This is a genomic window from Staphylococcus sp. T93, from assembly GCF_016743875.1.
In the GTDB taxonomy this organism is placed as follows: domain Bacteria; phylum Bacillota; class Bacilli; order Staphylococcales; family Staphylococcaceae; genus Staphylococcus; species Staphylococcus aureus.
This window is the reverse complement of sequence record NZ_CP068247.1, coordinates 1,398,337-1,423,229: the sequence shown is the minus strand read 5'-3', so window position 1 is coordinate 1,423,229 and position 24,893 is coordinate 1,398,337. Positions and strand designations below refer to the sequence as shown.

The following is a 24,893-nucleotide window of genomic DNA, read 5'->3' as shown; positions in this document are numbered from 1 at the left end:
CCTAATTGTAATAAAAAGTTGGATAGTGTAGTTGAGGGGAGAAAAACTAAAATGCAAAAATATATTCTCAATGGATCATTATAAATACCAATTAGATTAAAGTATTGCGAACATTTACAATTAGAAATCAGTATTAATCTGCCATAGATAATTGTATTAATGTAAAAAATAAAATAGAATGAGAATATACGGAAATTTTTTATACATTTATAACCAATTCTGTTAAACTGTGAAGAGTAGAGTTAAAAACGAACTTTTTGTTTATTTTTATTAAAAAATGTTCTGTTTTTGAAAATTCGAGTATACATACGATAGGAGTTAAAAAAATGATTGAACGCTATTCTAGAGAAGAAATGTCTAATATTTGGACTGATCAAAATCGCTATGAAGCATGGTTAGAAGTGGAAATTTTAGCATGTGAAGCATGGAGTGAATTAGGACATATACCGAAAGCTGACGTACAAAAAATTCGTCAAAACGCAAAGGTAAATGTCGAACGTGCACAAGAAATTGAACAAGAAACGCGCCATGATGTTGTAGCCTTTACTAGACAAGTTTCTGAAACGCTAGGTGAAGAACGTAAGTGGGTACATTATGGTTTAACTTCTACTGATGTTGTAGATACAGCTTTAAGTTTCGTTATTAAACAAGCAAATGACATTATTGAAAAAGATTTAGAAAGATTTATCGACGTTTTAGCTGAAAAAGCAAAAAATTATAAATATACATTGATGATGGGACGTACACATGGAGTGCATGCAGAACCAACTACATTTGGTGTCAAAATGGCATTGTGGTACACGGAAATGCAACGTAACTTACAACGTTTCAAACAAGTAAGAGAAGAAATTGAAGTAGGGAAAATGAGTGGTGCAGTAGGTACTTTTGCTAACATTCCTCCTGAAATAGAAAGTTATGTGTGTAAACATTTAGGTATTGGCACAGCGCCTGTATCAACGCAAACATTGCAACGCGATCGACATGCATACTATATTGCGACATTAGCATTAATCGCGACATCACTAGAAAAATTTGCCGTTGAAATACGTAACCTTCAAAAAACCGAAACGAGAGAAGTTGAAGAAGCATTTGCAAAAGGCCAAAAAGGTTCATCTGCAATGCCTCATAAACGAAATCCAATTGGTTCTGAAAATATCACAGGTATTTCAAGAGTCATTCGTGGTTATATTACTACAGCTTATGAGAATGTGCCATTATGGCATGAAAGAGATATTTCTCATTCTTCTGCTGAGCGTATTATGTTACCAGATGTTACAATAGCACTAGATTATGCATTGAATCGTTTCACAAATATTGTGGACCGTTTAACTGTATTTGAAGATAATATGCGTAATAACATAGATAAAACATTTGGTCTGATTTTCTCACAACGTGTCTTATTAGCATTAATTAATAAAGGTATGGTTCGTGAAGAAGCATACGACAAAGTACAACCAAAAGCGATGATATCTTGGGAAACGAAAACACCGTTCCGTGAATTAATCGAACAAGATGAGTCTATTACAAGTGTTTTAACAAAAGAAGAATTGGATGAATGTTTCGATCCTAAACATCATTTGAATCAAGTTGACACTATTTTCGAACGCGCTGGATTAGCATAAAATTAAATAAAGTAACGATTCAGATTTAATAAAATATAAATCGCTACACTTTAATAGATTAATGCGTTAAAATGACATAAAGAATAAAATTATAGGGGTTGTTTCGATATGCAAATTGAAAAATTACGAGGTGCAGCGTTAGATGAATTGTTTGATGCAATACTAACGTTAGAAAATAGAGAAGAATGTTACCAATTTTTCGATGATTTGTGTACTGTAAATGAAATTCAATCACTGTCTCAAAGATTACAAGTTGCTAAAATGATTAAGCAAGGTTATACCTATGCAACGATTGAACAAGAATCTGGAGCATCGACTGCAACGATTTCTAGAGTGAAGCGTTCATTACAATGGGGTAATGATGCTTATACAATGATTTTAGATCGTATGAATATTGAAACAAATGAATAATAAATGAACGATAAACAATGGTTATCTATCTGCACTAATAAGGTAGATAATCATTGTTTTTTCACGAAAAAATTTACAGAGTAAAAGAACTTAAATTTCATATTAAGTCTTTAGAACTCGACACTTAAAAATGCTATAATCATATGTATGTTAAAAAAGGAGTTTCGGAAAATGTATGACATTAAAAAATGGCGCCATATTTTTAAATTAGACCCAGCTAAACATATTTCAGATGATGATTTAGATGCGATTTGTATGTCTCAAACAGATGCAATTATGATTGGTGGAACTGATGACGTTACTGAAGATAATGTCATTCATTTAATGAGCAGAGTAAGAAGATACCCATTGCCTTTAGTACTTGAAATATCAAACATCGAAAGTGTAATGCCTGGTTTTGATTTTTATTTTGTACCTACAGTACTGAACAGTACAGATGTTGTATTTCACAATGGTACATTATTAGAAGCGCTTAAAACATATGGACATAGTATAGATTTTGAGGAAGTAATATTTGAAGGGTATGTCGTGTGCAATGCTGATAGCAAAGTGGCAAAACATACCAAAGCAAATACAGATTTAACAACAGAAGATTTAGAAGCATATGCCCAAATGGTCAATCATATGTATCGATTACCGGTTATGTATATAGAGTATAGTGGCATTTATGGCGACGTATCAAAGGTTCAAGCTGTCTCAGAACATCTAACAGAAACGCAACTTTTTTATGGTGGCGGTATTTCCTCAGAACAACAAGCGACAGAGATGGCAGCTATTGCAGATACAATTATCGTCGGTGATATTATTTATAAAGATATTAAAAAAGCTTTAAAAACAGTAAAAATAAAGGAGTCTAGTAAATGAATGCGTTATTAAATCATATGAATACAGAGCAAAGTGAAGCTGTAAAGACAACAGAAGGACCATTGTTAATTATGGCAGGTGCTGGTTCAGGGAAGACACGTGTTTTAACACATAGAATTGCTTATTTATTAGACGAAAAAGATGTCTCACCATACAATGTTTTGGCTATTACTTTTACAAATAAAGCTGCAAGAGAAATGAAAGAACGTGTTCAAAAATTAGTAGGTGATCAAGCAGAAGTTATTTGGATGTCAACATTCCACTCAATGTGTGTTCGTATTTTACGTCGTGATGCAGATCGAATTGGTATAGAACGCAATTTTACGATAATTGATCCTACAGACCAAAAATCTGTTATTAAAGACGTCTTAAAAAATGAAAATATTGATAGTAAAAAGTTTGAACCTCGTATGTTTATCGGTGCGATCAGTAATTTGAAAAATGAACTTAAAACACCTGCAGATGCTCAAAAAGAAGCCACAGATTATCACTCGCAAATGGTAGCAACGGTTTATAGTGGATATCAACGCCAATTGTCACGTAATGAAGCGTTAGATTTTGATGACCTTATTATGACAACGATTAACTTATTTGAGCGTGTACCAGAAGTTCTAGAATATTATCAGAACAAATTCCAATATATTCATGTAGATGAGTATCAAGATACTAATAAAGCACAATACACATTAGTTAAATTATTAGCAAGTAAGTTTAAAAACTTATGTGTTGTAGGTGACTCAGATCAGTCAATTTATGGTTGGCGTGGTGCTGATATTCAAAATATCTTATCATTTGAAAAAGACTATCCAGAAGCGAATACAATCTTTTTAGAGCAAAATTATCGTTCGACGAAAACGATTTTAAATGCGGCTAACGAAGTGATTAAAAATAATTCTGAACGTAAGCCAAAAGGACTGTGGACTGCAAATACGAATGGTGAGAAAATTCATTACTATGAAGCAATGACGGAACGTGATGAAGCGGAATTTGTAATACGAGAAATTATGAAGCATCAACGTAATGGTAAGAAATATCAAGATATGGCAATTTTATATAGAACGAATGCACAATCACGTGTACTTGAGGAAACATTCATGAAATCTAATATGCCATACACAATGGTTGGTGGCCAAAAGTTCTATGACCGTAAAGAAATCAAAGATTTATTAAGTTATTTGCGTATAATTGCCAATAGTAATGATGACATTAGTTTGCAACGTATTATTAATGTTCCAAAAAGAGGTGTAGGTCCTTCATCTGTTGAAAAAGTTCAAAACTATGCACTTCAAAACAATATCAGTATGTTTGATGCACTTGGAGAAGCTGATTTTATCGGATTGTCAAAAAAGGTGACACAAGAGTGTCTTAATTTTTACGAGTTAATCCAAAGCTTGATAAAAGAACAAGAATTTTTAGAAATTCATGAAATAGTTGATGAAGTATTACAAAAGTCTGGCTATCGAGAAATGCTTGAACGTGAAAATACATTAGAATCTCGAAGTAGATTAGAAAACATCGATGAATTTATGTCAGTACCAAAAGACTATGAGGAAAATACCCCATTAGAAGAACAGTCATTAATTAACTTTTTAACGGATTTATCGTTAGTAGCTGATATTGATGAGGCAGATACTGAAAATGGCGTAACACTAATGACGATGCACTCGGCTAAGGGCCTTGAATTTCCAATTGTCTTTATAATGGGGATGGAAGAATCTTTATTCCCACATATTAGAGCGATTAAGAGTGAAGATGATCATGAAATGCAAGAAGAACGTCGTATTTGTTATGTAGCAATTACAAGGGCTGAAGAGGTGTTATATATCACTCATGCGACATCAAGAATGTTATTTGGTCGCCCTCAGTCAAATATGCCATCCAGATTTTTAAAGGAAATTCCAGAATCACTATTAGAAAATCATTCAAGTGGCAAACGACAAACGATACAACCTAAGGCAAAACCTTTTGCTAAACGCGGATTTAGTCAACGAACAACGTCAACGAAAAAACAAGTATTGTCATCTGATTGGAATGTAGGTGACAAAGTGATGCATAAAGCCTGGGGAGAAGGCATGGTGAGTAATGTAAACGAGAAAAATGGCTCAATCGAACTAGATATTATCTTTAAATCACAAGGGCCAAAACGTTTGTTAGCGCAATTTGCACCAATTGAAAAAAAGGAGGATTAAGGGATGGCTGATTTATCGTCTCGTGTGAACGAGTTACATGATTTATTAAATCAATACAGTTATGAATACTATGTAGAGGATAATCCATCTGTACCAGATAGTGAATATGACAAATTACTTCATGAACTGATTAAAATAGAAGAGGAGCATCCTGAGTATAAGACTGTAGATTCTCCAACAGTTAGAGTTGGCGGTGAAGCCCAAGCCTCTTTCAATAAAGTCAACCATGACACGCCAATGTTAAGTTTAGGGAATGCATTTAATGAGGATGATTTGAGAAAATTCGACCAACGCATACGTGAACAAATTGGCAACGTTGAATATATGTGCGAATTAAAAATTGATGGCTTAGCAGTATCATTGAAATATGTTGATGGATACTTCGTTCAAGGTTTAACACGTGGTGATGGAACAACAGGTGAAGATATTACCGAAAATTTAAAAACAATTCATGCGATACCTTTGAAAATGAAAGAACCATTAAATGTAGAAGTTCGTGGTGAAGCATATATGCCGAGACGTTCATTTTTACGATTAAATGAAGAAAAAGAAAAAAATGATGAGCAGTTATTTGCAAATCCAAGAAACGCTGCTGCGGGATCATTAAGACAGTTAGATTCTAAATTAACGGCAAAACGAAAGCTAAGCGTATTTATATATAGTGTCAATGATTTCACTGATTTCAATGCGCGTTCGCAAAGTGAAGCATTAGATGAGTTAGATAAATTAGGTTTTACAACGAATAAAAATAGAGCGCGTGTAAATAATATCGATGGTGTTTTAGAGTATATTGAAAAATGGACAAGCCAAAGAGAGTCATTACCTTATGATATTGATGGGATTGTTATTAAGGTTAATGATTTAGATCAACAGGATGAGATGGGATTCACACAAAAATCTCCTAGATGGGCCATTGCTTATAAATTTCCAGCTGAGGAAGTAGTAACTAAATTATTAGATATTGAATTAAGTATTGGACGAACAGGTGTAGTCACACCTACTGCTATTTTAGAACCAGTAAAAGTAGCTGGTACAACTGTATCAAGAGCATCTTTGCACAATGAGGATTTAATTCATGACAGAGATATTCGAATTGGTGATAGTGTTGTAGTGAAAAAAGCAGGTGACATCATACCTGAAGTTGTACGTAGTATTCCAGAACGTAGACCTGAGGATGCTGTCACATATCATATGCCAACCCATTGTCCAAGTTGTGGACATGAATTAGTACGTATTGAAGGCGAAGTAGCACTTCGTTGCATTAATCCAAAATGCCAAGCACAACTTGTTGAAGGATTGATTCACTTTGTATCAAGACAAGCCATGAATATTGATGGTTTAGGCACTAAAATTATTCAACAGCTTTATCAAAGCGAATTAATTAAAGATGTTGCTGATATTTTCTATTTAACAGAAGAAGATTTATTACCTTTAGACAGAATGGGGCAGAAAAAAGTTGATAATTTATTAGCTGCCATTCAACAAGCTAAGGACAACTCTTTAGAAAATTTATTATTTGGTCTAGGTATTAGGCATTTAGGTGTTAAAGCGAGCCAAGTGTTAGCAGAAAAATATGAAACGATAGATCGATTACTAACGGTAACTGAAGCGGAATTAGTAGAAATTCATGATATAGGTGATAAAGTAGCACAATCTGTAGTTACTTATTTAGAAAATGAAGATATTCGTGCTTTAATTCAAAAATTAAAAGATAAACATGTTAATATGATTTATAAAGGTATCAAAACATCAGATATTGAAGGACATCCTGAATTTAGTGGTAAAACGATAGTACTGACTGGTAAGCTACATCAAATGACACGCAATGAAGCATCTAAATGGCTTGCATCACAAGGTGCTAAAGTTACAAGTAGCGTTACTAAAAATACAGATGTCGTTATTGCTGGTGAAGATGCAGGTTCAAAATTAACAAAAGCACAAAGTTTAGGTATTGAAATTTGGACAGAGCAACAATTTGTAGATAAGCAAAATGAATTAAATAGTTAGAGGGGTATGTCGATGAAGCGTACATTAGTATTATTGATTACAGCTATCTTTATACTCGCTGCTTGTGGTAACCATAAGGATGACCAGGCTGGAAAAGATAATCAAAAACATAACAATAGTTCAAATCAAGTAAAAGAAATTGCAACGGATAAAAATGTACAAGGTGATAACTATCGTACATTGTTACCATTTAAAGAAAGCCAGGCAAGAGGACTTTTACAAGATAACATGGCAAATAGTTATAATGGCGGCGACTTTGAAGATGGTTTATTGAACTTAAGTAAAGAAGTATTTCCAACAGATAAATATTTGTATCAAGATGGTCAATTTTTGGACAAGAAAACAATTAATGCCTATTTAAATCCTAAGTATACAAAACGTGAAATCGATAAAATGTCTGAAAAAGATAAAAAAGACAAGAAAGCGAATGAAAATTTAGGACTTAATCCATCACACGAAGGTGAAACAGATCCTGAAAAGATTGCAGAAAAATCACCAGCCTATTTATCTAACATTTTAGAGCAAGATTTTTATGGTGGTGGAGATACAAAAGGTAAGAATATTAAAGGTATGACGATTGGTTTAGCTATGAATAGTGTTTATTACTATAAAAAAGAAAAAGATGGATCGACTTTTAGTAAAAAACTAGATGATAGCGAAGTTAAAAAGCAAGGTAAACAAATGGCTAGTGAGATATTATCAAGGTTACGTGAAAATGATGATTTAAAAGATATACCAATTCATTTTGCAATTTATAAGCAATCAAGTGAAGATTCAATCACACCAGGTGAATTTATCACTCAAGCGACTGCAGAAAAGAGTCAAACAAAGCTTAATGAATGGCATAATATCAATGAAAAATCAGCTTTATTACCTTCTTCAACAGCAGCAGATTATGATGAAAATTTAAATAATAATTTCAAGCAATTTAATGATAATTTGCAATCATATTTTTCTAATTTCACACAAGCAGTAGGGAAAGTTAAATTTGTTGATAAAAAGCCACAACGATTAGTAGTAGATTTACCAATCGATTACTATGGACAAGCTGAAACAATTGGTATTACACAGTACGTTACTGAACAAGCGAATAAATATTTCGATAAAATCGATAACTATGAAATTCGTATTAAAGATGGTAACCAACCACGTGCTTTAATTAGTAAGACAAAAGATGACAAAGAACCGCAAGTTCATATTTACAGTAATTAATTGTAAATTAAAGATAATAAAAAGGTACCAATGTTAGTCATAATTTTGATTAACATTAGTACCTTTTTAATTTGTTAAGACTTATGAATTATTTTTCTCTAACGATGTCACGAACTTTGTTTAAGTCAGTTTCAACAAATGCACCAGGTTTTTTAGTAAGTTTACTTACAACATATGTAACGATTACACTTACAATAAATCCAGGAATAATTTCATATAAGCCGAATATTTCGTTGATATGTGCCAATGGTTTAATCCATGCAATCCAAACGATAACGACTAAGGCACCTGAAACCATTCCACTTACAGCACCGGCACGTGTCAAACCTTTCCAGTAAAGTGCAAATAGCACAAGTGGACTGAACGATGCACCAAATCCGGCCCAAGCGTTACCTACTAAGTTTAGAATTGTGTCGTTTGGATTCCATGCAATCGCGATGGCAACAATTGCTACAACTAATACAGATAATCTTCCAATCATAACAAATTCTTTTTGGTGCGTTTTAGCTTTTTCTTCACCACGAATTAATTTATAAAAGTCTTCCGTTAGTGAACTAGATGTTACAAGTAATTGTGAAGAAATCGTGCTCATAATTGCAGCTAGAATCGCAGCAAGTAAGAAACCACCTACAAGAGGATGGAAGAGTACTTGACTCATCACGATGAATAATGTCTCAGGATCTTCTAGTTTAATATGATAAGCAGGTACGAATGCAATACCTGTTAAACCAACAGCCACAGCGCCTAATAAACCAACAGCCATCCAGCTAATACCTAAACGTCTAGCTTTAGGTAGCATCTTGTGTGATTTAATAGACATAAACCTTACAATGATATGAGGTTGACCGAAATAACCTAATCCCCATGAAAATAGAGAGATAATTCCTATAAATGATAACCCTTTAAATAAATTTAAATTTGTAGGTTTCATAGCTGCTACATCATGAAACGTTCCCCAGCCGTTTAAATTCATCATAGCAACAATAGGGACCATAACCATCGCAATTAACATAATGACACCTTGGAAGAAATCTGTAATTGATACAGCTAAATATCCACCAAAGAAAGTATAGAAAATGACAATGAAAGCAACTAATATTAAACCGAAATGATAATCTAATCCAAAAGCACTTTCAAATAGTTTACCACCAGATACGAAACCAGAATGTGTATATAATGTAAAGAATACTACGATAATCAATCCAGAAATAATCTTTAACACATTATTTTTATCGTTTAAACGATTTTTAAAGAAATCTGGTAATGTAATTGCATCTCCAGCTAATTCGGTATAAACACGAAGTCTAGGAGCAACAACAAAGTAATTTATATAAGCACCTAATGTTAAACCGATTGTAATCCACATAGCTGATAGACCAGTGCTATAGACAGAACCAGGTAGCCCCATAATCATCCATCCACTCATATCTGAAGCTCCAGCTGATAATGCAGTAATATACGGTCCAATACTACGTCCACCTAACATGTACTCGCTTAGGTTACCAGTTGCTTGCTTGTAACCGTAAAAGCCAATAACGATTAGTATCAAGAAGTAGACGGCAATCATAATATAAGTTTGCCAATTGGCATCTACTTGTTGACTTAATGCTGTCCCCATTGTAAGCATGATAAACACTCCCTTTATTTAATTTATAATTTAGTTACTTGAAAACATTATACATAAAGATAAATGTTTAGAAAAGTAGGAAAATTAAATTTATTCTTTTTGAAATACTTGCATACCAATATAGAAAGCGCTTTCGTATTTTTTGGATATGAGCAAATTTTTATAATTAAAATTGCATAATCATAATATTGAATTGGGTTGTCTAATATTAAAAGAGTGTTGTTTTCATAAAAAATGATTTGATAAACGAATGATAATGTTTATACAGTTTATATGAAATTAAAGTAGCACCTCATAAATACTTAGATTTTTAATTGGAAATTTGATACAATTTAGTGATGAATGACTTAAAGGAGGCTTTTATTAATGACAAAAGTAACACGTGAAGAAGTTGAGCATATCGCGAATCTTGCAAGACTTCAAATTTCTCCTGAAGAAACGGAAGAAATGGCCAACACATTAGAAAGCATTTTAGATTTTGCAAAACAAAATGATAGCGCTGATACAGAAGGCGTTGAACCTACATATCACGTTTTAGATTTACAAAACGTTTTACGTGAAGATAAAGCAATTAAAGGTATTCCACAAGAATTAGCTTTGAAAAATGCCAAAGAAACAGAAGATGGACAATTTAAAGTGCCTACAATCATGAATGAGGAGGACGCGTAAGATGAGCATTCGCTACGAATCGGTTGAGAATTTATTAACTTTAATAAAAGACAAAAAAATCAAACCATCTGATGTTGTTAAAGATATATATGATGCAATTGAAGAGACTGATCCAACAATTAAGTCTTTTCTAGCGCTGGATAAAGAAAATGCAATCAAAAAAGCGCAAGAATTGGATGAATTACAAGCAAAAGATCAAATGGATGGCAAATTATTTGGTATTCCAATGGGTATAAAAGATAACATTATTACAAACGGATTAGAAACAACATGTGCAAGTAAAATGTTAGAAGGTTTTGTGCCAATTTACGAATCTACTGTAATGGAAAAACTACATAATGAAAATGCCGTTTTAATCGGTAAATTAAATATGGATGAGTTTGCAATGGGTGGTTCAACAGAAACATCTTATTTCAAAAAAACAGTTAACCCATTTGACCATAAAGCAGTGCCAGGTGGTTCATCAGGTGGATCTGCAGCAGCAGTTGCAGCTGGCTTAGTACCATTTAGCTTAGGTTCAGACACAGGTGGTTCAATTAGACAACCGGCTGCATATTGTGGCGTTGTCGGTATGAAACCAACATACGGTCGTGTATCTCGATTTGGATTAGTTGCTTTTGCATCTTCATTAGACCAAATTGGTCCATTGACTCGAAATGTAAAAGATAATGCAATCGTATTAGAAGCTATTTCTGGTGCAGATGTTAATGACTCTACAAGTGCACCAGTTGATGATGTAGACTTTACATCTGAAATTGGTAAAGATATTAAAGGATTAAAAGTTGCATTACCTAAAGAATACTTAGGTGAAGGTGTAGCTGATGACGTAAAAGAAGCAGTTCAAAACGCTGTAGAAACTTTAAAATCTTTAGGTGCTGTCGTTGAGGAAGTATCATTGCCAAATACTAAATTTGGTATTCCATCATATTACGTGATTGCATCATCAGAAGCTTCGTCAAACCTTTCTCGTTTTGACGGAATTCGTTATGGTTATCATTCTAAAGAAGCTCATTCATTAGAAGAATTATATAAAATGTCAAGATCTGAAGGTTTCGGTAAAGAAGTAAAACGTCGTATTTTCTTAGGTACATTTGCATTAAGTTCAGGTTACTATGATGCTTACTATAAAAAATCTCAAAAAGTTAGAACATTGATTAAAAATGACTTTGATAAAGTATTCGAAAATTATGATGTAGTAGTTGGTCCAACAGCGCCTACAACTGCGTTTAATTTAGGTGAAGAAATTGATGATCCATTAACAATGTATGCCAATGATTTATTAACAACACCAGTAAACTTAGCTGGATTACCTGGTATTTCTGTTCCTTGTGGACAATCAAATGGCCGACCAATCGGTTTACAGTTCATTGGTAAACCATTCGATGAAAAAACGTTATATCGTGTCGCTTATCAATATGAAACACAATACAATTTACATGACGTTTATGAAAAATTATAAGGAGTGGAAATCATGCATTTTGAAACAGTTATAGGACTTGAAGTTCACGTAGAGTTAAAAACGGACTCAAAAATGTTTTCTCCATCACCAGCGCATTTTGGAGCAGAACCTAACTCAAATACAAATGTTATCGACTTAGCATATCCAGGTGTCTTACCAGTTGTTAATAAGCGTGCAGTAGACTGGGCAATGCGTGCTGCAATGGCACTAAATATGGAAATCGCAACAGAATCTAAGTTTGACCGTAAGAACTATTTCTATCCAGATAATCCAAAAGCATATCAAATTTCTCAATTTGATCAACCAATTGGTGAAAATGGATATATCGATATCGAAGTCGACGGTGAAACAAAACGAATCGGTATTACTCGTCTTCACATGGAAGAAGATGCTGGTAAGTCAACACATAAAGGTGAGTATTCATTAGTTGACTTGAACCGTCAAGGTACACCGCTAATTGAAATCGTATCTGAACCAGATATTCGTTCACCTAAAGAAGCATATGCATATTTAGAAAAATTGCGTTCAATTATTCAATACACTGGTGTATCAGACGTTAAGATGGAAGAGGGATCTTTACGTTGTGATGCTAACATCTCTTTACGTCCATATGGTCAAGAAAAATTTGGTACTAAAGCCGAATTGAAAAACTTAAACTCATTTAACTATGTACGTAAAGGTTTAGAATATGAAGAAAAACGCCAAGAAGAAGAATTGTTAAATGGTGGAGAAATCGGACAAGAAACACGTCGATTTGATGAATCTACAGGTAAAACAATTTTAATGCGTGTTAAAGAAGGTTCTGATGATTACCGTTACTTCCCAGAGCCTGACATTGTACCTTTATATATTGATGATGCTTGGAAAGAGCGTGTTCGTCAGACAATTCCTGAATTACCAGATGAACGTAAAGCTAAGTATGTAAATGAATTAGGTTTACCTGCATACGATGCACACGTATTAACATTGACTAAAAAAATGTCAGATTTCTTTGAATCAACAATTGAACACGGTGCAGATGTTAAATTAACATCTAACTGGTTAATGGGTGGCGTAAACGAATATTTAAATAAAAATCAAGTAGAATTATTAGATACTAAATTAACACCAGAAAATTTAGCAGGTATGATTAAACTTATCGAAGACGGAACAATGAGCAGTAAAATTGCGAAGAAAGTCTTCCCAGAGTTAGCAGCTAAAGGTGGTAATGCTAAACAGATTATGGAAGATAATGGCTTAGTTCAAATTTCTGATGAAGCAACACTTCTAAAATTTGTAAATGAAGCATTAGACAATAACGAACAATCAGTTGAAGATTACAAAAATGGTAAAGGCAAAGCTATGGGCTTCTTAGTTGGTCAAATTATGAAAGCGTCTAAAGGTCAAGCTAATCCACAATTAGTAAATCAACTATTAAAACAAGAATTAGATAAAAGATAATTTAAATCATCAAACTATGAAGATTTAAAAAATAAACCCTTGATTGCTGACTTAGATGCAATCGAGGGTTTATTTATATCTATAGAAGTCAAATTACTTTTAACTTTATTCATTGTACATGTTAATGGTAAAAATATTAATTTTATTAATGCGTTAGCTTTAATTATATTAAGGCAAACTGTATAATAAAAAGGTATAAAACATTTTTGTATAAAGACAACATTATATTTACAACATCATTTTAAAGGTAAAATAGCATAACTGACGAAGTCTATATAATGAAGAACGGCAAAAAATGCTGAATAAATAACAAGCTTTGTACATATTGAGATAGTATTTGTTTAAGATACAAGTTGGTCTTTAACGATATTAAGAATGATGAAATAAGACTGAGCCTGGGTCATAAATTCAATGTCCTAGGCACTACAATGTTATATTGGCTGTAGTTGACTGAAAGAAAATACGCTTGTAACAAGCTTTTTTCAATTCTAGTGGGGCCCCAACATAGAAGCTGATTTTCTGTCAGCTTACAATAATGTGCAAGTTGGCGGGGCCCCCAAACAAAGAAGCTGACTTTCTGTCAGCTTACAATAATGTGCAAGTTGGGGTGGGGCCCCAACATAGAGAATTTCGAAAGGAAATTCTACAGACAATGCAAGTTGGGGTAGAACGAAATAAATTTTGTTAAATATTATTTCTGTCCCACTCCCTATTAGACGAAACAAAGATGAAGTTAAAATATATGAATTTTAAGTAGAGGGATAAGATATGAGGAAACGTGCTAGAATCATTTATAACCCGACATCAGGTAAAGAGCTATTTAAAAGAGAATTACCTGATGCCTTAATAAAATTAGAAAAAGCGGGATATGAAACGAGTGCATATGCAACCGAGAAAATAGGTGATGCCACACTTGAAGCAGAAAGAGCTATGCATGAAAATTATGATGTATTAATCGCTGCAGGTGGTGATGGAACATTAAATGAAGTAGTTAATGGTATCGCAGAAAAGCCTAATCGTCCTAAGCTAGGTGTCATTCCTATGGGTACTGTTAATGACTTTGGACGTGCATTGCATATACCTAATGACATCATGGGGGCACTTGATGTCATCATTGAAGGTCATTCTACTAAAGTAGATATTGGTAAAATGAATAATCGATACTTTATTAATTTAGCTGCAGGCGGACAATTGACGCAAGTCTCTTATGAAACACCGAGTAAATTGAAATCTATTGTTGGTCCATTTGCTTATTACATCAAAGGTTTCGAAATGTTACCTCAAATGAAAGCTGTAGATTTAAGAATTGAATATGATGGTAATGTTTTCCAAGGAGAAGCATTATTATTCTTTTTAGGTTTAACAAATTCAATGGCAGGATTTGAAAAATTAGTGCCGGACGCTAAGTTAGATGACGGCTATTTTACGTTAATTATAGTTGAAAAATCAAACCTTGCAGAACTTGGTCATATTATGACTTTAGCTTCAAGAGGAGAACATACTAAGCATCCTAAAGTTATTTATGAAAAAGCAAAGGCAATTAATATTTCATCATTCACAGACTTACAACTAAATGTAGATGGAGAATATGGTGGTAAATTACCAGCGAATTTCTTAAATCTAGAACGTCATATAGATGTCTTTGCACCTAATGATATTGTAAATGAAGAGTTAATAAATAATGATCATGTTGATGACAATTTAATCGAAGAATAAACAGAAATAGTGAAATATATAATGGCAGGTTAGGAAGCGCATAATTTTGTTCCTAACCTGTTCATTTTGGAGGTAAAATTTTGCAAGCAATAGCTAAAAATGACATAAAAACGGGAACAGTTGTTGATTTAACGCATGAAGGCCATGGTGTCGTAAAAATAGATCGCTTTCCTATTTTCATACCACAAGCTTTAATTAATGAACAAATTGAATATAAAATTATCAAAGTAAAAAAGAACTTTGCGATAGGTAAGTTGCTTAATATAAATACGAGAAGTGAGAATCGTGTTGCACCGCCATGTATATATTATGAACGTTGTGGTGGGTGCCAACTTCAACACTTATCATACGAAGCACAACTTGAAATGAAAAAGGAACAAGTGATTAATTTGTTTCAGCGAAAAGCGCATTTTGATAATTCTAAGATTAACGATACAGTTGGCATGACAGATCCTTGGAGATATCGAAACAAGTCCCAGATTCCAGTTGGTAAGAATGAACAGAATGAAGTTATTATGGGCTTTTATCGTCAAAGAAGCCATGACATTATTGACATGGAAAGTTGTTTAATACAAGATTCACAACATCAAGAAGTGATGAATGAAGTTAAATCTATTTTAAAAGATTTAAATGTAAGTATTTATCAAGAACAATTGAAAAAAGGTTTAATGAGACATTTGGTTGTAAGAACAGGATATCATACAGACGAAATGATGATTATTTTTGTAACTAATGGTAAAAAGTGGCCACAAAAAAATGCTGTTGTTGAGAAGATATTAGATGCATTTCCTAATGTGACAAGCATTAAACAAAACATTAATGATAGCCACTCTAATGTTATTATGGGACGTCAATCTATAACGCTATATGGTAAAGATACAATTATTGATCAATTAACAGATAGTACATTTAAAATAAGTGATCAGTCATTCTACCAAATTAATTCTGAACAAACAGAGAAATTATATAATAAAGCAATTGAGTATGCGCAATTGACAGGTAATGAAGTTGTATTAGATACCTATTGTGGTATTGGAACAATAGGGCTATATATGGCACCACTTGCAAAACATGTATACGGTGTTGAAGTAGTACCTTCTGCAATTGAAGACGCACAACAAAATGCGACTATAAACCAATGCAATAATACAACTTTTGTCTGTGGGAAAGCTGAAGAAGTTATTTTACAATGGAAAGCACAAGGGATTAAACCAGATGTTGTAATGGTTGATCCGCCAAGAAAGGGCTGTGACGAAACGTTTATTCAGACTTTGCTTACATTAGAACCTAAGCGTATTGTCTATATTTCATGTAATCCCGCAACACAGCAACGTGATGCATTATTATTAGCTGAAAAATATCAACTTGAAGAGGTAACACCGGTAGATATGTTTCCACAAACAACACATGTTGAGACAGTGGCATTATTCAATTTGAAATAGCGCACATGATTTGAGATAAAATTTCGCCTTAATAAGTGAAGAAAGAAGTCGTATATTAAAATTTTATTACAGCCAATTTACTTTCTTGATATGAACTTTTTAAATTAAATGTGACATTGTATACTATATTTAAAGAAGAATAAGAATGTCATGATCGGGAGGGTTGGTAATGCATAAAATTGATTTAACGACAAATAATTTTCAAATGCGAAGGTTTATTATCTTGCAACTTGTTATTGCGTTATTCGTGATTTTATTTACGTATAAGTGGGCGTTAGGTGTCACAGCGGTTGTCGATCAAAATATCATCATCAATCTTGTATATGGGTTTGCTGGATTCATTATTTTATTGATTTTACATGAACTTATCCATAGAGCATTATTTCTTTTATTTAAAAAAGATAGCAAACCTATGTTTAATATAAAAAAAGACAGAATCTTATTCCAAACAGCAGATGCTTGCTTCAACAAATGGCAATTCTCAATTATTATGCTGTCACCACTAATCCTATTAAGTACTGGCTTGCTTATTTTAATTAAGGTATTTGGTTATTCATCACTTATTTTTATGTTTAGTATGCATACCGCTTATTGCTTTATAGATATTCTGCTTGTTGCATTAACAATATCTAGTAGTTTTAAATATGTTCAACAAGATGAAGATAGTATTTATTTGTATCATCAAAAGCCGACTCAATAATAAATTTTAATATGATGATACCAACAAAATGAATTTGCTTGAATTATTTCAGATTACCTATGTTTTCTTACTCAATCGTCTTCATCATCATGCTTAAATAGCAATTGATTTTATAACAACTTGTAGTTATCTCAATATAGTTATCGCTAAGTGCAAGATTTATGTAAAAAAATCGTACACAGCGTATAATTATGTTGAGATATTTTTGTGCGTTATAAAAGTAAAAATTAGTAGGGAGGTGAGCACTTGACTGAGAGACGAATTATTCATATAGATATGGACTATTTTTTTGCACAAGTCGAAATGAGAGATAACCCCAAATTGAAAGGGAAACCAGTCATTGTTGGTGGTAAAGCAAGCAGTAGGGGTGTTGTCTCTACGGCATCCTATGAAGCACGAAAATACGGCGTCCATTCAGCAATGCCTATGTCACAAGCGCATAAATTATGTCCAAATGGATACTTTGTCACAAGTAATTTTGGTGCTTACCGAGAAACATCTGCGCAGATTATGTCTATTTTCCGAAGTTATACAGATAAGGTAGAACCGATGTCATTGGATGAAGCGTATTTAGATATTACAGAATTAGTGAGACCAGACCTTCCTGCTTCGAAAATTGCTCAGTATATTAGAAAAGATATTCTAGAGCAGACACATTTAACAGCATCTGCAGGTGTTTCTTATAACAAATTTTTAGCTAAATTAGCGAGTGGTATGAATAAACCTGATGGTATGACTGTGATTGATTATCAAAATGTCCATGATATTTTGATGACATTGGATATTGGAGATTTTCCAGGCGTAGGTAAAGCTTCCAAAAAAGTAATGCATGATAATGGTATTTTTAACGGTAGAGATTTATATGAGAAAACGGAATTTGAATTAATACGTTTGTTTGGAAAAAGAGGTCGGGGTTTATATAACAAGGCACGCGGTATTGACCATAGTGAAGTGAAATCATCAAGAGTAAGAAAATCAGTAGGGACTGAACGCACATTTGCAACAGACGTGAATGATGATGAAGAGATTTTAAGAAAAGTATGGGAATTGTCAGGTAAAACAGCTGAACGTCTAAATAAATTACAGAAGTCAGCTAAAACTGTAACGGTTAAAATTAAAACTTATCAATTTGAAACGCTATCTAAACAGATGAGTTTAAGAGATTCGGTTAGTTCTGAAGAAGATATTTATAATATTGCATATTTACTTTATAACGATTTAAAAGACCCTGATGTACCAATTCGACTTATTGGTGTCACTGTAGGTAATTTAGAACAATCAACTTATAAAAATATGACGATATATGACTTTATATAAAATAAAGCTCCCTGCAAAGTTTACATTTTTACAATGCTTACTTTTGAAGGGAGTATTTTATTTAGTCCTAGCCTTTATCTTTTAGATTTTTACCATAAATATTAGTTACATATGTTAAATTTTCATAATTTTTCAGTAGCCTAAAAGTAATCATTGCGCATGCTTTGGCATCATTCAATGCATCATGATGACCATGAAAATCTAATTGATAAAACTCCATCATATGTTTTAAACCGTATCGATACGAATCAACGGTTCTTTTAGCAAGTTGATAACTACAAAAGTAAGTTAAATTTGGAGTTGGTAAACCAATATTTTGAATGCTTTGATGTAAGACGTTCATATCAAATGCCGCGTTATGTGCGACAACAGGTAAATCTGCAATAAATTGCATCATATATGGAAATACGTAGTCAAACGTAGGTGCATTTTCAACATCTTCTGGTTGTATGCCATGAATTTTAATATTTTGTTGTGAAAAATAGTCTTGCGGATTCACAAGAGTATGAAATGTTTCTGTTATTTGACTATCAATGACTTTAACCATTCCGACAGAACAAATACTTGTACGTTTACCATTTGCTGTTTCAAAATCAAGTGCAACAAACGCATCTTGTATCATGTAGTCAATCCTTTCAATTAATTAAATGTATATATTAATAGACTTTTAGTCATTTGCTTACAAACGATACATAATATTATACGTGAAGGTATAACGTGAAATCTATCATTTGGATGTAACTCTGATTAAAAAGTAAATGATGATATGCTTTAAAATCGTCAAATTAATTCAACATCAAATTTAGAGTTATTAACATTAGTAGTTTAAAAAATAAATGACTAAAAATACAATAATTAGCCTTGAAAATGAAAAAACGCAGATCAATGATTCAGAAAATGAATCTAGTGATCTCCGTAAAGCAAAATAATATAGACATTGGGTTATTGTAAGTGACCCAAATGCCTATCATGTCGTATGATATTTATCTGTCTATTGTAGTGATGTTTAATTATTCTTCGTCGAATGTACGAGCGCCAAGTTCTTTTTCGTAAAGATATAATGCATTGCTGTCATCGCCGATACGAGTTAAATAATTGATGTGAGTTTCAAACATTGATTCTTCTTCGACTTGTTCATCTAAGAACCAGTTTAAGAATGAGATAGTTGCATAATCTTTATCTTGACGAGCGATTTCAGATAAGTTATAGAAACGTCTTGTTACTTCTTGTTCTTGAGATAAGCTGTCTTTGAAAGTTTCTAGTATGCTTGAAAAGTCAATTTTTGGTGCTGAAACTGCTCTGAATTCTGCATGTGCACCTCTGTCGTTAATATAGTTATAAATCTTTTGTCCATGGAAACGTTCTTCTTTAGCTTGTTGAATGAAGAAGTTTGCAAATCCTTCGTACGATTCTTTATCACAGTATGCTGCCATTGCCATATATGCGTGTGCTGCAAAGTACTCATGGTTCATTTGATCATTTAATGCTTCTAATAAATTTTTACTTAACATTTTGATACACCTCTTATTTGTAAATTAAAATTACTATGAATTAAACTTAGTATAACAAACTCATTCTCAATTGTAAATAATAATAATTATAATTTAATGCCTTATTTTAGCACTCTAATTGAGAAAATGTATCATTTAGCGATATTTAATTGAGAATAAATATCATTTTTAATTATCTAAATGAGAATGATTATAATTTAGAAACACTGTATCAATTTGTGATTGAGAAACTTTTTTGAAGTTGCCTTGTCATGTTATAATGATGCGAGTGGAAATTTGAGGAGGAAACACATGAGACAGTGGACGGCAATCCATCTAGCGAAATTGGCGCGTAAAGCAAGTAGAGCAGTAGGTAAAAGAGGAACAGATTTACCTGGACAAATCGCTAGAAAAGTGGATACAGATATATTAAGAAAATTAGCAGAGCAAGTTGATGATATTGTATTTATCAGTGGAACAAATGGTAAAACAACGACTTCAAACTTAATTGGACATACTTTAAAAGCAAATAATATTCAAATTATACACAATAATGAAGGTGCTAATATGGCTGCAGGTATAACTTCTGCATTCATCATGCAATCAACACCTAAGACTAAAATTGCGGTAATCGAAATTGATGAAGGTTCGATTCCACGTGTGTTAAAAGAAGTTACACCTTCAATGATGGTATTTACTAATTTCTTTAGAGATCAAATGGATCGCTTCGGTGAAATTGATATTATGGTTAATAACATTGCAGAGACAATTAGTAATAAAGGCATCAAATTATTGCTAAATGCTGATGATCCATTTGTGAGTCGTTTGAAAATCGCAAGTGATACGATTGTGTACTATGGTATGAAAGCACATGCCCATGAATTTGAACAAAGTACGATGAATGAAAGTAGATATTGTCCAAACTGTGGTCGCTTATTGCAATACGATTATATTCATTATAATCAAATTGGTCATTATCACTGTCAGTGTGGTTTCAAACGAGAGCAAGCAAAATATGAAATATCAAGTTTTGATGTGGCACCGTTTTTATATTTAAATATCAATGATGAAAAATATGATATGAAAATTGCAGGTGACTTTAACGCTTATAACGCGTTAGCAGCATATACTGTTTTAAGAGAGCTAGGGTTAAATGAACAAACAATTAAAAATGGCTTTGAAACGTATACATCAGACAATGGTCGTATGCAGTACTTTAAAAAAGAACGAAAAGAAGCGATGATCAATTTAGCTAAAAATCCTGCAGGAATGAATGCAAGTTTATCAGTTGGTGAACAATTAGAAGGCGAAAAAGTGTATGTTATTTCGCTAAATGATAACGCTGCAGATGGTCGAGATACTTCATGGATTTATGATGCAGATTTTGAAAAATTATCTAAGCAACAAATTGAAGCTATCATCGTGACAGGTACACGAGCAGAAGAACTTCAATTGCGATTGAAGTTAGCAGAGGTTGAAGTACCAATTATAGTTGAGCGTGATATTTATAAAGCAACGGCAAAGACTATGGATTATAAAGGTTTCACAGTTGCAATACCAAACTATACATCATTAGCGCCTATGCTTGAACAATTAAACCGTTCGTTTGAAGGAGGTCAATCATAATATGCATGAATTGACTATTTATCATTTTATGTCAGATAAATTGAATTTATACAGTGATATAGGAAATATTATTGCTTTAAGACAACGTGCTAAAAAACGAAATATTAAAGTTAATGTCGTAGAAATCAATGAAACAGAAGGTATTACCTTTGATGAATGTGATATTTTCTTTATCGGTGGTGGAAGTGATAGAGAACAAGCATTAGCAACAAAAGAATTAAGTAAAATTAAGACACCACTTAAAGAAGCGATTGAAGATGGTATGCCGGGATTAACGATTTGTGGAGGCTATCAATTTTTAGGGAAAAAATATATCACGCCTGATGGTACAGAATTAGAAGGGTTAGGTATTTTAGATTTTTATACTGAATCAAAGACAAACCGATTAACAGGAGATATTGTTATCGAAAGTGATACTTTTGGAACTATTGTAGGTTTTGAAAATCACGGTGGTAGAACATATCATGATTTCGGTACACTTGGTCATGTTACTTTTGGTTATGGTAATAATGATGAAGATAAAAAAGAAGGCATTCATTATAAAAATTTATTAGGTACTTATTTACATGGACCAATTTTACCTAAAAATTACGAAATCACTGATTATCTGTTAGAAAAAGCTTGTGAACGTAAGGGTATTCCGTTTGAGCCTAAAGAAATAGATAATGAAGCGGAAATACAAGCGAAACAAGTATTAATAGACAGAGCAAATAGACAGAAGAAATCTCGTTAACTCTGAACATCGCATCAATGGATTTAATATTGATAAACGATGAAGTTTAGTAATTAATCATATATGTATAAACACACACATTATTTTGGATGGAAACAACCAAATTGATGTGTGTTTTTTTGTTCTAGTGAATAATTATTATACAATGAGTATCTATCCTAGAATTATCAATAGTAATGGTGATTATGCAACATGAAAAAATGAATGATGAAAGGAATTTGACGATGAAGCCTACTAAAGTGATATTAAAAGATGCATCTTATTTACATAGCAAAACATCGATAACATTTATTTTAAAAGATGTAGTTATCGAAGAAGATAATAAAATTTATTATTTCGACACTAGTGCAACTTTCGAAGATCAAGAAGTTAAATTTGAATTTGCACTCTTTGATAGTGACATGGACAATTTGAAACATATGGATTGCGACAATCCTGTTACTGAAATATATTTTATAGAACCTGATTTACATTTTACAATTATTGATTTTAATCAAGAACTGCTTTGTATTTATATTGATTTTGATTCTGGTTTAAGGCATTCAAACATGGCAACAGAATCTGGTATTTCATTAAGGATAAATGTTGCTAAATCAGATTTTACTAAATTTATTAATGAATTAGCCTCTTTACATTAATGATTTAAATCTGATATGTAATTACAATCAAAAAAGACAGCCACATCCCTCCGTAGTTTAGGCGTGTGGCTATATTTGAGTCTGAATATTTATGCTTGTAATTTTAAAAAGGGACATGCTATATACGATAAAAAGAGGCGGGGACATAAATCAATGTTCTATGCTCTACGAAGTTATATTGGCAGTAGTTGACTGAACGAAAATGCGCTTGTAACAAGCTTTTTTCAATTCTAGTCAGGGGCCCCAACAAAGAGAAATTGGATTCCCAATTTCTACAGACAATGCAAGTTGGGGTGTGGGCCCCAACACAGAGAATTTCGAAAAGAAATTCTACAGGCAAAGCGAGTTGGGGTGGGACGACGAAATAAATTTTATGAAAATATCATTTCTGTCCCACTCCCATGGTGCCAATTAGCATAAGGTACTTAAATTAAGCATATCTGCTGTCTAGCAGTCGATAAATCATTAGAACTTCGTATAGTATATGACTTTTAATTTGATTTTCACCACTAATTTCAAGTGCTTTTATAGTCGAACGTAAAGTTTCTACAGAATCATCTTCTCTCTTAAAAGAACCATCATAAAATATATCTTTGATGCTACTACTAATTTTTAGCAATGCCATTTTTTCGTCACCTGAAAAGTTAACACGAGTATTTTTAGGCAAGTAAATGATATTTGATAAATGAGTGATAAACAAACGATTCGTATATGCACGTTTAGTTAATTGATTGAGTAATTTCCAATCACATTCTTTTTTCTTATGATAGCTTAATTCATCACGTTGATAACTTATTAACGTTTCAACTTGATTATTTAAATTGAAAATATTTTTATATGCTTTTTCGCTTTTATCAGATTGCAGTCTTGATAAGATAAGTTCTTGGCAGCGATTGTAAAATAATTTATACATCAAGGCATCTGTCTTACTTAATTTTTCTTCGACCTGACCATAATACTTAGGTGGAAACACCATGAAGTTAATTAAACCTGATGTCACGAGTCCAATAATTGCTGTCAATGTTCGAGACAAAAAGTTGAATATGTAGGCATCATGAATACCTGGAATCATAGCTAATGATGTTAGTACAGCGACATTCGTACCAACTTGCAATTTGAGTTTTGTACAGAATAAAATCGTGAACGTTGCACTCAATGCATATGTAAAAGGTGATTGATCGCCGAATAAATATGTAAATAATACTGCAAAGCCTGCACCAATTACCGTAGCAGGTAATCTACGATAACCTTTAATAAGTGATGCCTTGGCAGTTGGTTCAATTGTGACTACAGCTGTTAAAATGGCATAGATGGGTGTTAAATCTAGTGCCATACAAAAGACAGCTGTTAAAAAAATGGCAATACCAGTTTTAATTGTTCTGGCACCAATTAAATGTTTATACCATTGATCGTTCATTTTTTAACCTCTAATCATCGTAAAATCTTAGCGAGCGCTTTATAATAATAGTATCGTACATTGGAAAAGTTCATGTATGTAAAATATTTGAAATAATCATACATAAGCATTACTTTGATTTTCATATACATTAATCAAAGTTCTGGGCTCCACAATGTTATATTGTTAGTAGTTGACTGAAATAAAATGCACTTGTAACAAGCATTTTTCAATTATAGTCCGGGGCCCCAACATAGAGAATTTCAAAAAAGAAATTCTACAGGCAATGCAGGTTGGCGGGGCCCCAACACAGAAGCTGACGAAAAGTCAGCTTA

At 32.7% G+C, this 24,893-nt stretch carries 23 protein-coding genes; 19 read left to right on the top strand and 4 right to left on the bottom strand.

Annotated elements, in window-relative coordinates; genetic code table 11:
* The first annotated feature begins 326 nt into the window (after positions 1-326).
* The 6 genes from purB (at position 327) to JG553_RS06960 (ending at position 8,305) form a co-directional block, all read left to right on the top strand.
* The gene (gene purB, locus JG553_RS06985; protein WP_000572878.1) at positions 327-1,622 is read left to right on the top strand and encodes an adenylosuccinate lyase; all 1,296 of its coding nucleotides are present in this window, start codon (positions 327-329) and stop codon (positions 1,620-1,622) included.
* 108 nt (positions 1,623-1,730) lie between these two features.
* Positions 1,731-2,033 carry a YerC/YecD family TrpR-related protein gene (locus tag JG553_RS06980; RefSeq protein ID WP_001165363.1) on the top strand — a complete coding sequence of 101 codons (303 nt, stop codon included), beginning with the start codon at positions 1,731-1,733 and terminating at the stop codon, positions 2,031-2,033.
* A gap of 171 nt (positions 2,034-2,204) precedes the next feature.
* Entirely contained in the window at positions 2,205-2,897 is a 693-nt protein-coding gene (gene pcrB / locus JG553_RS06975) for a heptaprenylglyceryl phosphate synthase (protein ID WP_000272070.1), read from the top strand.
* The gene (gene pcrA, locus JG553_RS06970) at positions 2,894-5,086 is read left to right on the top strand and encodes a DNA helicase PcrA (RefSeq protein WP_000992921.1); all 2,193 of its coding nucleotides are present in this window, start codon (positions 2,894-2,896) and stop codon (positions 5,084-5,086) included. Before pcrB ends, pcrA begins: the two co-directional genes overlap by 4 nt.
* Positions 5,087-5,089: 3 nt before the next feature.
* Complete coding sequence (gene ligA, locus JG553_RS06965) at positions 5,090-7,093, top strand: NAD-dependent DNA ligase LigA (RefSeq protein WP_000774565.1); 2,004 nt, start codon at positions 5,090-5,092, stop codon at positions 7,091-7,093.
* A 12-nt stretch (positions 7,094-7,105) separates the two neighbouring features.
* Complete coding sequence (locus JG553_RS06960; RefSeq protein ID WP_000831698.1) at positions 7,106-8,305, top strand: CamS family sex pheromone protein; 1,200 nt, start codon at positions 7,106-7,108, stop codon at positions 8,303-8,305.
* Between the two features lie 88 nt (positions 8,306-8,393).
* On the opposite strand, the gene putP is transcribed toward JG553_RS06960, so the two are convergent.
* Complete coding sequence (gene putP, locus JG553_RS06955; protein WP_000957020.1) at positions 8,394-9,932, bottom strand: sodium/proline symporter PutP; 1,539 nt, start codon at positions 9,930-9,932, stop codon at positions 8,394-8,396.
* A 366-nt stretch (positions 9,933-10,298) separates the two neighbouring features.
* On the opposite strand from putP, the gene gatC reads away from it, so the two are divergent.
* From gatC to dinB, 8 genes are all read left to right on the top strand, one after another.
* Entirely contained in the window at positions 10,299-10,601 is a 303-nt protein-coding gene (gene gatC, locus JG553_RS06950; protein ID WP_000170162.1) for an Asp-tRNA(Asn)/Glu-tRNA(Gln) amidotransferase subunit GatC, read from the top strand.
* A 1-nt stretch (position 10,602) separates the two neighbouring features.
* A complete protein-coding gene (gene gatA / locus JG553_RS06945; protein WP_000027928.1) occupies positions 10,603-12,060 on the top strand; it encodes an Asp-tRNA(Asn)/Glu-tRNA(Gln) amidotransferase subunit GatA in 1,458 nt (485 codons plus the stop codon).
* Between the two features lie 12 nt (positions 12,061-12,072).
* Positions 12,073-13,500 (top strand): Asp-tRNA(Asn)/Glu-tRNA(Gln) amidotransferase subunit GatB, encoded by a 1,428-nt coding sequence (gatB, locus tag JG553_RS06940; RefSeq protein WP_000545371.1) that lies wholly within the window; start codon positions 12,073-12,075, stop codon positions 13,498-13,500.
* Between the two features lie 39 nt (positions 13,501-13,539).
* Positions 13,540-13,686 carry a hypothetical protein gene (locus JG553_RS06935; protein WP_001797372.1) on the top strand — a complete coding sequence of 49 codons (147 nt, stop codon included), beginning with the start codon at positions 13,540-13,542 and terminating at the stop codon, positions 13,684-13,686.
* Positions 13,687-14,268: 582 nt separating this feature from the next.
* Entirely contained in the window at positions 14,269-15,216 is a 948-nt protein-coding gene (locus JG553_RS06930) for a diacylglycerol kinase (protein ID WP_001231451.1), read from the top strand.
* A gap of 80 nt (positions 15,217-15,296) precedes the next feature.
* A complete protein-coding gene (gene rlmD / locus JG553_RS06925; RefSeq protein WP_001147868.1) occupies positions 15,297-16,658 on the top strand; it encodes a 23S rRNA (uracil(1939)-C(5))-methyltransferase RlmD in 1,362 nt (453 codons plus the stop codon).
* Between the two features lie 169 nt (positions 16,659-16,827).
* On the top strand, positions 16,828-17,358 hold the full coding sequence (locus JG553_RS06920; RefSeq protein WP_000548781.1) for a DUF3267 domain-containing protein: 531 nt from the start codon (positions 16,828-16,830) through the stop codon (positions 17,356-17,358).
* Between the two features lie 246 nt (positions 17,359-17,604).
* A complete protein-coding gene (gene dinB, locus JG553_RS06915) occupies positions 17,605-18,675 on the top strand; it encodes a DNA polymerase IV (protein WP_000140176.1) in 1,071 nt (356 codons plus the stop codon).
* A gap of 67 nt (positions 18,676-18,742) precedes the next feature.
* Here the strand turns inward: dinB and JG553_RS06910 are convergent, their stop codons facing one another.
* The gene (locus JG553_RS06910) at positions 18,743-19,297 is read right to left on the bottom strand and encodes a 3'-5' exonuclease (RefSeq protein ID WP_000613733.1); all 555 of its coding nucleotides are present in this window, start codon (positions 19,295-19,297) and stop codon (positions 18,743-18,745) included.
* 214 nt (positions 19,298-19,511) lie between these two features.
* Between JG553_RS06910 and JG553_RS06905 the strand changes: the two genes are divergently transcribed.
* Complete coding sequence (locus tag JG553_RS06905; RefSeq protein ID WP_001790679.1) at positions 19,512-19,604, top strand: hypothetical protein; 93 nt, start codon at positions 19,512-19,514, stop codon at positions 19,602-19,604.
* An 81-nt stretch (positions 19,605-19,685) separates the two neighbouring features.
* Here the strand turns inward: JG553_RS06905 and ftnA are convergent, their stop codons facing one another.
* On the bottom strand, positions 19,686-20,186 hold the full coding sequence (ftnA, locus tag JG553_RS06900) for an H-type ferritin FtnA (RefSeq protein WP_000949467.1): 501 nt from the start codon (positions 20,184-20,186) through the stop codon (positions 19,686-19,688).
* A 291-nt stretch (positions 20,187-20,477) separates the two neighbouring features.
* Here ftnA and murT point away from each other — a divergent pair, with 291 nt between their 5' ends.
* The 4 genes from murT to JG553_RS06880 all read left to right on the top strand — a co-directional run bounded on the left by murT (position 20,478) and on the right by JG553_RS06880 (position 23,162).
* Positions 20,478-21,791, top strand: coding sequence for a lipid II isoglutaminyl synthase subunit MurT (gene murT, locus JG553_RS06895; RefSeq protein WP_001250336.1), 1,314 nt, complete (start codon positions 20,478-20,480; stop codon positions 21,789-21,791).
* Between the two features lies 1 nt (position 21,792).
* A complete protein-coding gene (gene gatD, locus JG553_RS06890; protein ID WP_000544969.1) occupies positions 21,793-22,524 on the top strand; it encodes a lipid II isoglutaminyl synthase subunit GatD in 732 nt (243 codons plus the stop codon).
* 85 nt (positions 22,525-22,609) lie between these two features.
* Positions 22,610-22,720, top strand: a complete 111-nt coding sequence (locus tag JG553_RS06885; RefSeq protein ID WP_001790257.1) for a hypothetical protein — start codon at positions 22,610-22,612, stop codon at positions 22,718-22,720.
* Between the two features lie 28 nt (positions 22,721-22,748).
* Positions 22,749-23,162, top strand: a complete 414-nt coding sequence (locus JG553_RS06880) for a hypothetical protein (protein WP_001549145.1) — start codon at positions 22,749-22,751, stop codon at positions 23,160-23,162.
* A gap of 430 nt (positions 23,163-23,592) precedes the next feature.
* On the opposite strand, the gene JG553_RS06875 is transcribed toward JG553_RS06880, so the two are convergent.
* The gene (locus JG553_RS06875) at positions 23,593-24,579 is read right to left on the bottom strand and encodes an FUSC family protein (RefSeq protein ID WP_000999713.1); all 987 of its coding nucleotides are present in this window, start codon (positions 24,577-24,579) and stop codon (positions 23,593-23,595) included.
* Between the last annotated feature and the right edge of the window lie 314 nt (positions 24,580-24,893).

What these genes read in the sequence shown, in the direction of transcription:
- purB (WP_000572878.1), top strand. Translation starts at nt 327, where the DNA reads ATGATTGAACGCTATTCTAGAGAAGAAATGTCTAATATTTGGACTGAT.
- JG553_RS06980 (WP_001165363.1), top strand. Translation starts at nt 1,731, where the DNA reads ATGCAAATTGAAAAATTACGAGGTGCAGCGTTAGATGAATTGTTTGAT.
- pcrB (WP_000272070.1), top strand. Translation starts at nt 2,205, where the DNA reads ATGTATGACATTAAAAAATGGCGCCATATTTTTAAATTAGACCCAGCT.
- pcrA (WP_000992921.1), top strand. Translation starts at nt 2,894, where the DNA reads ATGAATGCGTTATTAAATCATATGAATACAGAGCAAAGTGAAGCTGTA.
- ligA (WP_000774565.1), top strand. Translation starts at nt 5,090, where the DNA reads ATGGCTGATTTATCGTCTCGTGTGAACGAGTTACATGATTTATTAAAT.
- JG553_RS06960 (WP_000831698.1), top strand. Translation starts at nt 7,106, where the DNA reads ATGAAGCGTACATTAGTATTATTGATTACAGCTATCTTTATACTCGCT.
- putP (WP_000957020.1), bottom strand. Translation starts at nt 9,932, where the DNA reads ATGCTTACAATGGGGACAGCATTAAGTCAACAAGTAGATGCCAATTGG.
- gatC (WP_000170162.1), top strand. Translation starts at nt 10,299, where the DNA reads ATGACAAAAGTAACACGTGAAGAAGTTGAGCATATCGCGAATCTTGCA.
- gatA (WP_000027928.1), top strand. Translation starts at nt 10,603, where the DNA reads ATGAGCATTCGCTACGAATCGGTTGAGAATTTATTAACTTTAATAAAA.
- gatB (WP_000545371.1), top strand. Translation starts at nt 12,073, where the DNA reads ATGCATTTTGAAACAGTTATAGGACTTGAAGTTCACGTAGAGTTAAAA.
- JG553_RS06930 (WP_001231451.1), top strand. Translation starts at nt 14,269, where the DNA reads ATGAGGAAACGTGCTAGAATCATTTATAACCCGACATCAGGTAAAGAG.
- JG553_RS06920 (WP_000548781.1), top strand. Translation starts at nt 16,828, where the DNA reads ATGCATAAAATTGATTTAACGACAAATAATTTTCAAATGCGAAGGTTT.
- JG553_RS06910 (WP_000613733.1), bottom strand. Translation starts at nt 19,297, where the DNA reads ATGATACAAGATGCGTTTGTTGCACTTGATTTTGAAACAGCAAATGGT.
- JG553_RS06905 (WP_001790679.1), top strand. Translation starts at nt 19,512, where the DNA reads ATGACTAAAAATACAATAATTAGCCTTGAAAATGAAAAAACGCAGATC.
- ftnA (WP_000949467.1), bottom strand. Translation starts at nt 20,186, where the DNA reads ATGTTAAGTAAAAATTTATTAGAAGCATTAAATGATCAAATGAACCAT.
- murT (WP_001250336.1), top strand. Translation starts at nt 20,478, where the DNA reads ATGAGACAGTGGACGGCAATCCATCTAGCGAAATTGGCGCGTAAAGCA.
- gatD (WP_000544969.1), top strand. Translation starts at nt 21,793, where the DNA reads ATGCATGAATTGACTATTTATCATTTTATGTCAGATAAATTGAATTTA.
- JG553_RS06880 (WP_001549145.1), top strand. Translation starts at nt 22,749, where the DNA reads ATGAAGCCTACTAAAGTGATATTAAAAGATGCATCTTATTTACATAGC.
- JG553_RS06875 (WP_000999713.1), bottom strand. Translation starts at nt 24,579, where the DNA reads ATGAACGATCAATGGTATAAACATTTAATTGGTGCCAGAACAATTAAA.